The following is a 12,890-nucleotide window of genomic DNA, read 5'->3' on the forward strand; positions in this document are numbered from 1 at the left end:
GTGGCTAGGGAGTCTTGGTGTCGGGCGGGGCGATCTTCGCGAGGTAGTCCGCGAGCGAGTTGAGGATCTCGTCGGCGGTCTTGGTCCAGGTGAAGGGCCGTGGGTTCTCGTTCCACGTCTCGATCCATGCCCTGATGTCGTCTTCCAGGGCCTTCACAGAGCGGTGGACACCGCGGCGGATGAGTTTGTCGGTCAGCAGGCCGAACCACCGCTCCACTTGGTTGAGCCAGGAGGAACCGGTGGGGGTGAAGTGCACGTGGAAGCGGGGATGCCGGCCCAGCCACGTCCTGATCTCGGGGGTGTTGTGGGTGGCGTAGTTGTCGCATACCAGGTGCACATCGAGTTCGCGCGGCACTGCCTTGTCGATCGTGACCAGGAACTTCTTGAACTCGATGGCCCGGTGACGGCGGTGGAGTTCCGATATGACGGTGCCGTCGGCGATGTTGAAGGCGGCGAACAGGCTGGTGATGCCGTGCCGGAAGTAGTCGTGGGTACGCCGCTCGGGCATCCCCGGCATCATCGGCAGGACCGGCTGGGAACGGTCCAGAGCCTGGATCTGGCTCTTCTCGTCCACGCACAGCACTACCGCCTTCTCGGGCGGGTGGTGGTACAGGCCGACGACGTCGACGACCTTGGCGACGAACTGCGGGTCGGTGGAGAGCTTGAAGGTGTCCTGCAAGTGTGGCTTGAGATCGAACCGCTTCCAGATCCGCCCGACCGTCGACTTCGACAGGCCCGAGTGCTTCGCCATGGAGGCCCGCGACCAGTGCGTGTCCCGGCCGGGCGTGGACTCCAGCGTCGCCACGAGGACGTCCTCGACCTGGTCCAGCAGGATCGACGGCGGACGGCCCACGCGCGGCTCGTCCGCCAGTCCGTCCAGACGGCGGGCGATGAAGCGGGACCGCCAGCGGTTCACCGTCGCATGGGCAATGCCCAGCTCGGCGGCGACCTGCTTGTTCGTCCCGCCTTCCGCGCACCGCAGCACGATCTTCGCGCGCAGAGCGAGGTACTGCGCGGTCTTCGCCCGCCTCGCCCAGCGCGTCAGCTGGACATGCTCCTCGTCGGTCAGGACCAGTCCCGCCTTGCGCCGGCCCGGCCGCGGCGCGTCCGTCAGAGCATCCATCCGCCGCTCAGCGAACCGTGTTCGCCACTTGCGGACCGTGTCCGCCGTCACGCCGAGCTTCGCCGCCACACGCACGGTCGGCAGCCCCTCGGCGCAGGCCAGGACAATCCGCGCCCGTTCCGCCAGACGCGCCCCTGCCGCCCCGTCGGCCCACCGCGTCAGCTCCGTGAACTCCTCAGCGGACAACACAATTTCAACAGCACGAGGCCCTGGTGACATGAGAAAACCCTAGCCACTTACGCCTCTGATTTCTGGCGCATCACACTAGCAGCCCCCCGCGAACCTCCGTCTGGAGAACAAAACATGGAAACAACACACTCCTCCACCACCACCGCCGACGTCATCATCGTCGGCGGCGGCATCGGCGGCCTGACGGCCGCCCTCAGCCTGCACGCGGCCGGGATCAAGGCACTCGTCCTCGAATCCGCCCGCGAGATCCGCCCGCTCGGCGTGGGCATCAACCTCCAGCCCGCGGCCGTACGCGAACTCGACGAGCTCGGCCTCCTCGACGAGCTGGCCGCCCTCGGCGTACCGGTCGTGGAGCAGAAGTTCGTCAACAACAGCGGCCGCACCCTCTTCGGCGAGGCGCGCGGCAAGGCCGCCGGCTACAACTGGGACCTCTACTCCGTCCACCGCGGTGAGCTCCAGATGATGCTCCTGGACGCGGTCGTCAAGCGGCTGGGCCCGGACGCGGTGCGCACCGGCGTCCAGGTCGAGGGCTTCGAGGAGACGGCGGACGGAGTACGCCTCCACGCCGTCGACCGCGCGACGGGCTCCCAAGTCACCTTCACCGCAGGCGCCGTTGTGGGTGCCGACGGCATCCACTCCACCCTCCGCGGCCTCCTCCACCCCGACGAGGGCCCGCTCAAGTGGAGCGGCGTCACCATGTGGCGCGGCGTCGCCGAGGCCGAGTCCTTCGCCCCGGGCAACTCCGTCGTCATCGCCGTCGACGACAAGAAGACCGGGCTCGTCGCCTACCAGATCTCCGGCGCCGCCCTCAAGCGCGGCCGCACGCTGATCAACTGGGTCTGCCTCGTCCCCACCGGCAGGCCGGGCCCCCTGGGCAGCGACGTCAGCTGGAACGCCCCCGGAAAGATCGAGGACCTCCTCCCGCACTACGCGGACTGGGACTTCGACTGGGCCGACCTGCGCGACCTCTTCGCGAAGAGCGAGGAGATCCTCGAATACCCGATGGTCGACCGCGACCCCCTCCCGTCCTGGGGCCGGGGCCGCGTCACCCTCCTCGGCGACGCCGCCCATCCCGGTTACCCGGCCGGCGCCAATGGCGGCACCCAGGCGATCATCGACGCCCGGGTCCTCGCCTACCACCTGGCCGTCGAGCCCGACGTCACCAAGGCGCTGGCCGCCTATGAGGCGGACCGTGTCCCGGCGACCGCGGCGATCGTCCTCGCCAACCGCGAGGTGGACCGCGTGGGCCGCAACACGTCCGGTTCCGGGACGGCTTCGGGCAAGGACCTGGAGGAGCTGACGGACTCGTACGACAGGACGACGGGGGAGGCGGAGAAGCTGAACACCCGGGCTTCTCTGACGCCGCCGCGGGTCGAGCGGGGCTGAGGGCGGGGCGGGTGTCCTCCTGCCGGGCGCAGGAGGACACCCGCCAATGAGGCGGATCAGGCCGGGACGTCGCCCGAGACCCCGTACTGCTGGATCGTCTGGCCACCGTCCGTGGTGCGCAGGACGTACCAAGTGCCGTTCGAAGGCCGCCAGATCGCGAAGTCGGCCTTGCCGTCGCCGTCGAAGTCGCCGGAGACGGGGACGTCGCCCGCCGTTCCATATTGCTGGTCCACTCGTCCACCATCGCTACTGCGAATGACGTACCAAATCCCGTTGGACGGCCGCCAAACGGCCAGGTCGGCCTTCCCATCGCCGTCGAAGTCGCCCGGGACGGGGATGTCGCCGGACATCCCCCATTGCCGTATCGTCTGGCCGCCGTCGCTGCTGCGGATGATGTACCAGGTACCGTTCGACGGCCGCCAGACGGCGATGTCGGCCTTGCCGTCACCGTCGAAGTCGGCTCTGAATCGTTGCGGCGCGCTCGTGTCGGCGGTCGCCAGAGTGCGGGGCGCAGCCGGTTCCGGGTTCGCCGCGGCTGTGCCCGAGACTCCGGCGGTGACGCCGAGCAGCGCGAGGCAGAGGGCACTCAGGCGGGTGGAGGGCTTCGTTTTCCTCATGATGTCTCTCGATTCCTGTCGATGGAGCCGACAAGGGATGCGATGAGTTGAGTGCCATGAGGATGCCGGGTCGGGAGCTTCGGCAAAAGACATCGGCAGGTCACTGTCGGCGGCCGGAGGACGCCGTGGGACGGCGGCGCGTGAGCCGGTCCACGAGGACATCCGAGCGCCGAGCGAGTCATGTATACGGAATGCGCACCGCGAAGTGGCTACGGCGCAGCCCCGCCGCACACCTGAGGGGCATGCCGACGGGGCTGGCTGGCTGATGCAGGGCTGCTCTATGCCTGATTCCGGCTGGTCTCCCGGACGCAGTCGAGGCAGACCCATCCGGTCCGTGCGACGAGCCGTGTCCGTTCCTTCGGGTGCTTGCCGCACCACTTGGAGGGCCCGGACCGGTCGGGGAGGTCGCGCTTGATCAGCATCCCGATCACGGTCCGGTTCGACGGGGGTTTGTCGGGGAAGGGGGTGTCAGTCATCGTCGCTGTCGTCCTCTTCCGTGTCCGTGGTGGTCACGATCTCCTCGTTGAAGACGTCGTACCCGTTGACCTCGTCTTTGTCACCCATGTTGGGACTCCTCTCCTTGGCTGTGCGTTGGGGGCCCGGTCTGTTCGCTGCCATCGCCGGGCTCCTCTTCTCGTGGAGGAAGCGGGTGTTGGCGTCACCACCAGGAGTGCGGTTCACGGCTGCCGCCGGCGCAGCGGGGACAGGACAGCCTCCCCGTGTTCCGGCACGTGGTGCAGCCTTCCGGTGCGCCGCCCCCGATCCCGGCACAGTCCGGGCAGAACACCCGCCGATGCCCGGTGCAGGTGCCGCAGTACGTCACGACGTCCGCGTTGTAGAACGGATCGGTCGATGAGGTCCGTTGCCGTGGAATGCCCGGCGTCCCTGCACCGTCCCACGTGATCACGGCCGTGCCGCGCCCGTCCGCCTGCCGCAATTCCTCCATACCGACGACGCTAGGAACGGGTTCGTGGGACCGACAAGAAACTTGCGAAGACTTGCATTTGATCACCCGAGGGAGTCGATCGCCCCTGTGATCAGTGACCGGGCTTCGGCCCCGTAGCGCGCGATGATGGACAGCTCGTTGAAGGTCTCGGTGTAGTCCTGGATCTCCCGTGGCTGGGTGACGGTCAGGTGCGCCGAGACCAGTTCGACGTTTACCTGGGTGTCGTCGTACATGGTGAAGGATTCGACGGGCCAGCCTGAGCCGCGTGGGGTCCCCATGGGGATGATCCCGAGGCTCACGGACGGGAGGGAGGCCATGGCGATCAGGTGGCCGAGCTGGCCGACCATGGTGTTCGCGTCCCCTATGACGGTGTGCAGGACCCACTGCTCGATGAGGACGGCAAACCGATGGTCGCCGGACCGGAGGATGCGCTGCCGGTCCATGCGGACGGCCACCGCTTCGGCGACGTCGTCCGGGGTCTGTCTGAGGTTCACGATCGTGTTCAGGACGGCCGTGGTGTACTCCGCCGTCTGAAGCAGGCCGGGTACCACCCACGACTGGTACATACGGAAACGCCGGGTGCGCTCGAAGAGCGGGAGTACGGATTCCTGGGCGCCTTTCAGCCCTGCCCGTTCGATGCGCCGCCATTCCACGTACATTCCGTCGATGTTGCGGGCGGTGGCGATGAGGTCGGCGGTCTGGCCCTGTGCGCCGCAGTGCAGCGTCCAGGCCCTGATGTCCGCATCCGAGGGCGGGGTTTTGCCGTGCTCGATCCGGGAGCACTTCGACTCGTGCCACCCGGCGAGCGCGGCCAGCGCCCGCGCGGTCAGACCCGAGTCCTTACGGATCTCGCGCAGGCGCTGCCCCAGGGCTTCCCTGGCTTGCCGGACGCTGGACGACGAGGGCATATGAGGGTCAGGCCGGCCGGTACTCCTCGTGCGGTACCGCGCGTTCCCATACGGCCTCGAAGGCCGAGGAGCAGAGCTTCGCCGTCGCCGGTTCGGTGATCAGTTCCTCATCCACGAACCGACCGTCCCCACCGAAGTGGTTGACCACGACCGTGGTGCCATCCAGCAACCAGAAGTCGTTCCCCGGCAAGGACAGATCAGTGGCCCGGTGACGCGGCAGCCAGCGGACCTGTTCGCCCGCCGCGATGTTCGAGAACGTGATGTCGTACTCGAACCGTACGTAGTCGGATGCTGGCTCGCTGACGATCCGTGCGCGCCGTACCTCCACGTCCCGGGCGGTGATCTCCTGGACGAGAGTCAGCCATGGGCGCCACCAGGACGCGCGGTCGGCCGGGTTATCCCGGTGTCCCCGCTGCCAGGCGATGAACATCGGGTCGTCACGCATGTACCCGTCGCGCATCTCCAGGTGGACAGCGGAGCGCTGGCACTGGCGCAGGAGGTCATCGAACGCCGGGGCTGCCACCGCTGACCTCCGGGAAGAACTGCATCATCCGCCGGGGGAACTCGATCACGGTCTCGTGGTCCGGGATGTCCATCTGCGACAGCCGTTCCTCGTCCGTCACCTTCCACGACTGGAAGAGGTAGGTGTCCTTCACGTCGTCCCAGTACACCGTGGGCGACTTGCCGTCGGGGCTGTCGGGGTCCTTGCCGAGCTTGTGCAGGGCCATTGCCTTACCTCCCGAGTGCGGAGCGGCGTTCGTAGGCATGAGCTTGCATCGCATCCACATAGCGGTGCCAGCGACTTGCGCGAACTTGCACGAGAAGGTGGCGGGTTGGCGGCGGGCAGTGCGATGGAGCGGCCGGGCGGTTCGAGGCTTGGGAACCTGTACACGAAGTGCGGGTGCCGCAAGGGAAGGCCGCTTCGGGATGATGCGACAACGAGGTCACGACAACGTGAGTGGGGAGTGGCGGGGCTTCGCTGGCGCCTCCTGTTCGGCCTGCTGCGCGGGGCGGGTGTCCTCCTGCTGGGTGCGGGAGGACACCCGCCCCTGTCGTCGAGTGGCTGTAGGCCGAAGTCTGAGCTACCCATACGTGCGCGGTGGCCACTGCGGCAACTCCGATTGCAACGGACAGAAGATGTAACCACCTTGTACGTTCGGGCCCCTCTGGCGACTCCGCAGGTGCGGAGATGATCCGCGGACTTGCCGTTGTGGAGCCGATTACCGCTGTGTTCGCGAGATAGCAGGAGTCGGTACTGCTCTGGTGCCGAGACTGCCTGCGGCGGTGTCGGGCGCAGAACCCATCCACCATCCTGTGCAGGATCCTGGCTCGCCGGTTGCTCCGCCCCGGTTGGAGTCACTGTTCCCTTGGGGAGTTAGTACGCCTACGATCACCCGTTGCAGACGTCTGATTGATCGAAAGGGTGGAACGCGATGGCGCAGCGGTTATCCCGGCAAGAGTTCGACGTTCTGGTCTCGTACCACGGCTTCGGAATGCAGGAATCCGACGAGTCTTTCGTGCCCGTCGAATATCCCGACGACACTGAATTGGGCATCTTCCTTCAGGCGTTCCAAGGCCGCTTGGATCTCTCCAGTGCCGCACACACCCACATCGCCCCCTTGGCCGTCGAGGTGTGGGACGGCCCCCCGGCACCGGACATGAGCCAGGACTGGGAAGAAACCAAGGAGATCACACTCCACACAAAGAGTGGCGAGTTGGCCATCTGGGACGGCACGGGACGCGCTGACGCCGACGTCATCCGTCTCGGAGACGGCGGAGGCGCCTGGCAGGTGCGTGCGATGTCCTCCGGGCGCCAGGAAGCGGAACGCGCCGAGTACGAGTCGGACGCCTCCGTCAGCGGCATCGAGAAGTATCTGGTGCAGTTCTGGCGGGTAGCACCTTAGCCGGAGGCGAGGGGCGGCCGCGAAGGCCGCCCCTCAAGGTCAGTCGATCTTGACGATGAAGGCGTCGTCCTTGCCGTCGAGTATGCGGTATTTGGCGAAGAAGCTGTTCAGGAGGATACCTCCCGCGCCATTCTCCTTCTTGATGACGGGCTGCACCGAGAAGTTGTTCTCCGGGGCGCTGGGATCGTAGTCATGCTGCGCAGAACCTTCATAGGTGGCAGCGAACGGGAACTCATCGCAGTCGTACTTGTTCCCTTGACTGTAGTCCTTGCCGAAGTACTTGCGGCAGTTCGCCCTGGCAGCGTTCCGGTTGGCCTCGTTCCTCTTCTTGTCGCCCGCGAGCCGATGCAGCGGCTTTTTGAGATCCTTGCCCGGAACGTCCTTCTTGGAGTTCGGCGGTTGGGTCTTCTTCGGGTCGGTGAACGCCTTCTTGATGTGCTCGGCCGCTCCCTTCTCAGGTGCTCCCGGCTTCGTGCTGTAGTGCAGAGTCGAGATGTAGGAGAAGCCTGCGGCACCGCGCCGGGCACCGCTTCCGGATCCATTCTTAAGGTACTTGGCCGCATCCCACTTGGGAGCAAGCAGCGAGATCTGGGACGTTCCGCCTCCGATGTAGGGCTTGGGCAGCTCGACCTTGACCGTCGGCGCGTACACGGCCTCCACCAGGTCCGCCGGCCCGGTGCCCTGCCCCGCGGCGACGTTCACCGTGTGCAGGAAGTGCGCCGGCTTCATCCGCTTGAGATCGTCAAAAGACCGCGCACGGGGCATGTTCCCGCCGTTGGTGGCCTTGGCGCTCGCCGGCCAGATCTTACGCAACTGGTAGTTGATCCGGAACGTTTGCCCGGCGGTGGGAGGGCTTCCCGTCGTCTTGAAGTCGACGACGTCGTAATCGAAGCGGATCTGCCGGTCAGTGTCCTTCGCCACGGAGCCGCGAACGTAAAAGTTCAGGAAGCTGGTTCCAATCGGCTTCCTGTTCTTCACGAACGTCACGCCTATTCCCTTGGCAGTGCAGGCGGCGAAACGGGACTTGACGTAGAAGGGTGCGCCACCCTTCAGGCCATCCTTGCACTCCTGGAGCGAAACGGAACGCGGCGGATCCGGGTAGCTCAGCTTCGCTGCTGCCGCAGCCGTAGTGATCGGCACGGCGTCCGCTGGCGCTGCGGACGGAATGTTGCTCTTCGGCGCGTACTGCGCGGCGCGCCCCAAGGTCTCCTGCGCTGTCACAGGACGGGCGGCGTCCTGGGACGCCGCCTCAAGCCGTGCTGTACCTGAGCCATCTCGAAGTTCGTCCATCGACGGCATCTTCGTGCCGACGGGCACGACATAGACTTCGGCCCGCAGTTCATCGTTGTTCGGGTCAGCGGCAGTGGCCGCGGAAGTGGGCAACAGCAGTGCCGTCGCCGTAGCAGCGGCCAGGGCTCTGGCTATTCGTCGTGCCAAGGGTGCGGATTCCAAGGTTCCCCCTTGAGGGTCTCGCCGATGGGTCGTACACCCATCGGCCGCCCATGACACTGGAGAGGGCCCTTGCGCCGTATGCGCCTCCAGCACCGGATGGCGTGATGCTGTCGAGAAACGGCGCGTAATGGATCATTTGCTCAAGGCGCCGGGCGATCAGGCTTTCTCTCGCGCCAACGCGAGGGGTCACGCCGCGCTGCAGCCCCTGCGGCACTCGTCAGAACGGTGGCAGCGGCACGGTCGTGTGGGGAGGGGGCTACCGCCTGGGGCAACTCCTTGGGGCGCAGGGCGCCGTAGTCCGTGAAGCGGCGGGTGCCGCAGGTGGGGCAGCGGTCCTCGCCGTTGGTGGATTCCCAGCCGGACAGGTGTTGGCAGTGGCTCATGAGTCGGCCCACGGCGTGCATCAGGAGTTCTCCTTCGGGTGGGGCAATTGGGTGTGGTGATGGAGGAGTTGCTCGGCGGATCGGGCGAGGTTGCGGGTGTAGGTGATGGCCGAGATGTAGCCGTTGCCCGGTCCTCGGGCCAGGCGGCGGCGGGCCTCTCTTACGGCGGCGAGTGCGGGGGCGTCCGAGGGGCGGTCGTCCGCGGCGGTCTCCAGCTCCGTGGCGGTCCTGGAGATGTAGCAGTAGAGCCGGGCGATCAGTGCGTGGACGCGTTCGATCGGCGGTAGCTGCTCGTTCAGGGCCGTGGCTTCCCGGATCACGTCCTGGATGGAGGGGCGGGGCGGTGCCGGGGTGAGGGTGCGGGAGATGAGGCCGCCGCCGGTGTTGGCGGTGTGGGGGTAGAAGGGCATGGCGGTCCTTCAGGGGGAGTGCCGGGGGGATGCCGATGCTTCGGCTCGACCACGTTCCCGTAGGCATGAGTTCTGTCGCAAGGAAGGCCCAAAAAGACGTCGAAACTGGAATATGCCAGATCCGGGCATGGCTTGTGCGGGTGTCAACTGGCCCTGGAAGACTGGCGAGTGCGCCCGTCTGAAGGGCAGCAGGGGTGCACTGGCGCGGTACTGAGGCGCGTCAGCGGGTACAGCACGGAAGGGTTCGGGAGTTGGCAGCTCGACGCGGTTCGACGTTCCGTCGGAGGGAGCTCGGCAAGGAGCTCCGTCGGCTACGGGAGAGGAAGGGATTGACCACGAAGGCAGCGGCGGAGGCCATCGAGAGCTCGGAGTCCAAGCTCAACCGGGTCGAGTCCGGTCACAATCAGCTGCCACGCGTTCGTGACCTGGAGGATCTGCTCGTCGTGTACGGGGTCACCGACCCTGCGGATCGTGAGCATCTGCTGTCGCTGCATCGGGACTCGCTCAGTTCTGACTGGTACCGCCCGTATAAGGGCTTCATGCCGTCCGGGCAGCTGCTGTATGTGGGACTGGAATCGGAGGCATCCGCGATGCGGGCCTGGCACTCGCAGGTCGTTTTCGGGCTGCTGCAGACCGAGAACTACGCGCGAGCCATGTTCATGACCGCGAAAATGGTCGATGAACGCACGACCGAGTTCATCGAGTCGAACGTAGCTCTCCGGATGGCGCGTAAGAGGGTCATCCACGGTGACGATCCGGTCGAGCTCCGCGTGATCCTGGACGAGGGAGCGCTGCGCCGGGTGATCGGGGGACCGGACATCATGCGCGAACAGTACGAGGAGATCGAGAAGCTGGCCTCTCTCGACCACGTGAGCGTGCAGATCCTCCCGCAAGCCCTCTCTACGTATCGGGCGCCCGAGAACTTCGTGATGCTGGACTTCGACGCGGGATTTGAGCCCGTCGTCATGGAAGACGGCTCGTCGGTCTTGGCGGTGACCGACAAACCCCGCGAGGTCTGGAAGTACACGAGGAAGTTCGACGCAATGCGCGAAGGGGCGTTGGCCCCCGCCAAGACTGCGGACGTCCTCCACCGACTGGCAAGAGAGATCGATGATTACTGAGATGTGCTTGACAGCCCTGGAACTTGCCGATGAGGACTGCTGGTTCAAGTCCTCGCACAGTATCGAGACGGGGGGCGGCAGCTGCGTCTCCATAGCCGCCTTGCCCGACCGCGTCGGCATACGCGACGACAAGCGGCGCACCGGCCCCGCGTTCGTCGTGCCCCTGCCCGCCTGGGCCTCGTTCGTCGACGAGGTCCGGGCGGGGCGGTTCGGGTGGCGCCGATCGCGGTAACTGGCCTCAGGACCCCTGCCCCGGCGCCCCCGCCTGCGATACAACAGGTGGATGGTGAAGATCCTGATCTCCGCTGACATGGAAGGTGCCACCGGTGTCACCTGGCCCGCCGATGTGATTCCGGGGCGGCCGGAGTGGGAGCGGTGCCGGCGGATGTTCACCTCCGACGTGGACGCCGCCGCGCGGGGGTTCTTCGACGGGGGAGCCGATGCGGTGCTCGTCAACGAGGCGCATGCCAGCATGCGGAATCTGCTGCTGGAGGAGCTGGACGAGCGGGTCGAGATGATCACGGGGCGGCACAAGGGCCTCGGCATGGTCGAAGGGGTGCAGGGCGGGGACGTCGACGGGATCGCGTTCGTGGGGTATCACGCCGGGGCCGGGGAGGAAGGGGTGCTGGCGCATACGTACCTCGCCAATTCGATCACCGGGGTGTGGGTCGGCGGCACGCGGGCGAGTGAAGGGATGCTCAACTCTCTCGTCGTGGCCGAATACGGTGTGCCGGTGGTGCTGGTGACCGGGGACGACCGGACGTGCGAGGACGCCAAGGGGTATGGGCCCCGGGCGCGTTCGGTCGCCGTCAAGGAGTATGTGTCGCGGTACGCGGCGCGCTGCCGGACGCCGGGGCGGACTGCGAAGGAGATCCGGGCCGCTGCCCGGGAGGCTGTCGGGCTCGCGGAGCGGTACGAGCCCGCGCACGCCGGGCCGTTCGTCGTCGACGTGGAGTTCGACGCCGAACATCTGGCGGGGGCCGCCACCTGCGTCCCGGGTGTGGAGCAGCGCGGCGAACGGCGGGTTTCCTACACCACTTCGACCATGTACGAGGCTATCCGTTGCTTCAAGGCGGTCACCACCGTCGTCGCGGCGGCGGTGGAGGAACGGTATGGATGACGAGCGGGTGGACGGGAGCGCGCTGGACGAAGCGGTGCGGTTCACCTCCGAGCTGATCCGGATCGACACGACGAACCGGGGGAGCGGCGACTGCCGGGAGCGCCCGGCCGCCGAGTACGTCGCCGAGCGGCTCGCCGAGGTCGGGATCGAGCCGCTGCTGCTGGAGAAGAAGCCGGGGCGGACGAACGTCGTGGCGAGGATTCCGGGCGCGGATCCCACGGCGGCGGCGTTGCTCGTGCACGGGCATCTGGACGTGGTGCCCGCGGAGCCCGCGGACTGGTCGGTGCATCCTTTCTCCGGGGAGGTGCGGGACGGGCTGGTGTGGGGGCGCGGTGCCATCGACATGAAGGACATGGACGCGATGGTGCTGGCGATGGTGCGGTCCTGGGCGCGCACGGGCGCTGTGCCGCCGCGGGACATCGTGCTCGCGTTCACCGCCGATGAAGAGGACAGTGCGGATACCGGGGCGGCTTTTCTGGCGGGGGAGCACGCGGCGCTGTTCGAGGGGTGTACCGAGGCGATCGGGGAGTCGGGGGCATATACGTTCCACGCGGACGGGGGGTTGAAGGTGTACCCGGTGGGCGCGGGGGAGCGCGGTACGGCGTGGGTGGAGCTGACCGCGCACGGCACGACGGGGCACGGGGCCAAGGTCAACCGGGCCAACGCCGTCTCGCGGCTGGCCGCGGCCGTCGGACGGATCGGGGCTCATGAGTGGCCGGTGAGGATGACCCCGGTCGTGCGGGCGGCGCTGGATGAGCTGGCCGCTGTGCATGGGATCGACGCCGCACTTCCCGTCGACGCGCTTGTCGAAAAGCTGGGCAGGGCCGGTGTCCTCGTGGCGGCGACCGTCCGGAACAGCGCCAATCCGACCGTTCTGAGCGCGGGTTACAAGGTCAACGTCATCCCGGGCACGGCCACCGCGCTCGTCGACGGGCGGACCGTACCGGGCGGGGACGAGGAGTTCGCCGCCACCATGGACCTGCTGACCGGGCCGGACGTGGACTGGGCCTATCTGCACCACGAGCCGGCCCTGCAAGCCCCCGTCGACGCACCGCTGTTCGCGCGGATGCGCGCCGCGCTGGAGCACTTCGACCCGGAGGGGCGTGTGGTGCCGTTCTGCATGTCGGGGGGCACGGACGCCAAGCACTTCGCGCGGCTCGGCATCAAGGGCTACGGCTTCGCCCCCCTCAAGCTGCCCCCGGGCTTCGACTACCAGGGGCTGTTCCACGGCATCGACGAGCGGGTGCCGGTGGAGGCGTTGCACTTCGGTGTGCGCGTTCTGGACCGCTTCATCATGCACGACCCCGTATCCCTCAACGAGGAGGCGTAGA

15 protein-coding genes are annotated in these 12,890 nt (G+C 67.1%); 6 read left to right on the forward strand and 9 right to left on the reverse strand.

Annotation, left to right across the window (positions count from 1 at the left end; genetic code table 11):
- Positions 1-4: 4 nt before the first annotated feature.
- Complete coding sequence (locus AB8735_RS29865; protein WP_372406756.1) at positions 5-1,342, reverse strand: IS630 family transposase; 1,338 nt, start codon at positions 1,340-1,342, stop codon at positions 5-7.
- Between the two features lie 84 nt (positions 1,343-1,426).
- Here AB8735_RS29865 and AB8735_RS29870 point away from each other — a divergent pair, with 84 nt between their 5' ends.
- On the forward strand, positions 1,427-2,698 hold the full coding sequence (locus AB8735_RS29870) for an FAD-dependent monooxygenase (protein WP_372410614.1): 1,272 nt from the start codon (positions 1,427-1,429) through the stop codon (positions 2,696-2,698).
- A gap of 56 nt (positions 2,699-2,754) precedes the next feature.
- Here AB8735_RS29870 and AB8735_RS29875 read toward each other — a convergent pair whose 3' ends face one another.
- The 5 genes from AB8735_RS29875 to AB8735_RS29895 all read right to left on the reverse strand — a co-directional run bounded on the left by AB8735_RS29875 (position 2,755) and on the right by AB8735_RS29895 (position 5,897).
- Positions 2,755-3,315, reverse strand: coding sequence for an FG-GAP repeat domain-containing protein (locus AB8735_RS29875; protein ID WP_372410616.1), 561 nt, complete (start codon positions 3,313-3,315; stop codon positions 2,755-2,757).
- Positions 3,316-3,593: 278 nt separating this feature from the next.
- Positions 3,594-3,791 carry a hypothetical protein gene (locus tag AB8735_RS29880; RefSeq protein WP_372410618.1) on the reverse strand — a complete coding sequence of 66 codons (198 nt, stop codon included), beginning with the start codon at positions 3,789-3,791 and terminating at the stop codon, positions 3,594-3,596.
- Positions 3,792-4,323: 532 nt separating this feature from the next.
- Positions 4,324-5,169, reverse strand: a complete 846-nt coding sequence (locus AB8735_RS29885) for a DUF5753 domain-containing protein (RefSeq protein ID WP_372410619.1) — start codon at positions 5,167-5,169, stop codon at positions 4,324-4,326.
- Positions 5,170-5,176: 7 nt separating this feature from the next.
- Complete coding sequence (locus tag AB8735_RS29890; RefSeq protein WP_372411935.1) at positions 5,177-5,629, reverse strand: DUF6879 family protein; 453 nt, start codon at positions 5,627-5,629, stop codon at positions 5,177-5,179.
- Positions 5,630-5,669: 40 nt separating this feature from the next.
- Entirely contained in the window at positions 5,670-5,897 is a 228-nt protein-coding gene (locus AB8735_RS29895) for a hypothetical protein (RefSeq protein ID WP_372410621.1), read from the reverse strand.
- A gap of 705 nt (positions 5,898-6,602) precedes the next feature.
- Between AB8735_RS29895 and AB8735_RS29900 the strand changes: the two genes are divergently transcribed.
- Positions 6,603-7,073 (forward strand): hypothetical protein, encoded by a 471-nt coding sequence (locus tag AB8735_RS29900; RefSeq protein WP_372410623.1) that lies wholly within the window; start codon positions 6,603-6,605, stop codon positions 7,071-7,073.
- 39 nt (positions 7,074-7,112) lie between these two features.
- Here the strand turns inward: AB8735_RS29900 and AB8735_RS29905 are convergent, their stop codons facing one another.
- The 3 genes from AB8735_RS29905 to AB8735_RS29915 form a co-directional block, all read right to left on the reverse strand.
- Positions 7,113-8,525 carry a hypothetical protein gene (locus AB8735_RS29905; protein ID WP_372410625.1) on the reverse strand — a complete coding sequence of 471 codons (1,413 nt, stop codon included), beginning with the start codon at positions 8,523-8,525 and terminating at the stop codon, positions 7,113-7,115.
- Between the two features lie 140 nt (positions 8,526-8,665).
- Positions 8,666-8,929 carry a DUF6255 family natural product biosynthesis protein gene (locus AB8735_RS29910; protein WP_372410626.1) on the reverse strand — a complete coding sequence of 88 codons (264 nt, stop codon included), beginning with the start codon at positions 8,927-8,929 and terminating at the stop codon, positions 8,666-8,668.
- Positions 8,929-9,318, reverse strand: a complete 390-nt coding sequence (locus tag AB8735_RS29915; RefSeq protein WP_372410628.1) for a DUF6415 family natural product biosynthesis protein — start codon at positions 9,316-9,318, stop codon at positions 8,929-8,931. Before AB8735_RS29915 ends, AB8735_RS29910 begins: the two co-directional genes overlap by 1 nt.
- Before the next feature lie 251 nt (positions 9,319-9,569).
- Between AB8735_RS29915 and AB8735_RS29920 the strand changes: the two genes are divergently transcribed.
- Genes AB8735_RS29920 through AB8735_RS29935 form a run of 4 tightly spaced genes read left to right on the forward strand, consistent with a single transcriptional unit; the run spans position 9,570 to position 12,889 of the window.
- Positions 9,570-10,439, forward strand: coding sequence for a helix-turn-helix domain-containing protein (locus AB8735_RS29920; RefSeq protein ID WP_372410629.1), 870 nt, complete (start codon positions 9,570-9,572; stop codon positions 10,437-10,439).
- A gap of 1 nt (position 10,440) precedes the next feature.
- Positions 10,441-10,671, forward strand: a complete 231-nt coding sequence (locus AB8735_RS29925) for a DUF397 domain-containing protein (protein ID WP_372410631.1) — start codon at positions 10,441-10,443, stop codon at positions 10,669-10,671.
- Positions 10,672-10,725: 54 nt separating this feature from the next.
- On the forward strand, positions 10,726-11,559 hold the full coding sequence (locus AB8735_RS29930) for a M55 family metallopeptidase (protein ID WP_372411936.1): 834 nt from the start codon (positions 10,726-10,728) through the stop codon (positions 11,557-11,559).
- Positions 11,552-12,889, forward strand: a complete 1,338-nt coding sequence (locus AB8735_RS29935; protein WP_344026281.1) for a M20/M25/M40 family metallo-hydrolase — start codon at positions 11,552-11,554, stop codon at positions 12,887-12,889. Before AB8735_RS29930 ends, AB8735_RS29935 begins: the two co-directional genes overlap by 8 nt.
- Position 12,890: the final 1 nt, after the last annotated feature.

The sequence above is a fragment of the Streptomyces luteireticuli genome (assembly GCF_041519305.1).
Taxonomy (GTDB): Bacteria; Actinomycetota; Actinomycetes; order Streptomycetales; family Streptomycetaceae; genus Streptomyces; species Streptomyces luteireticuli.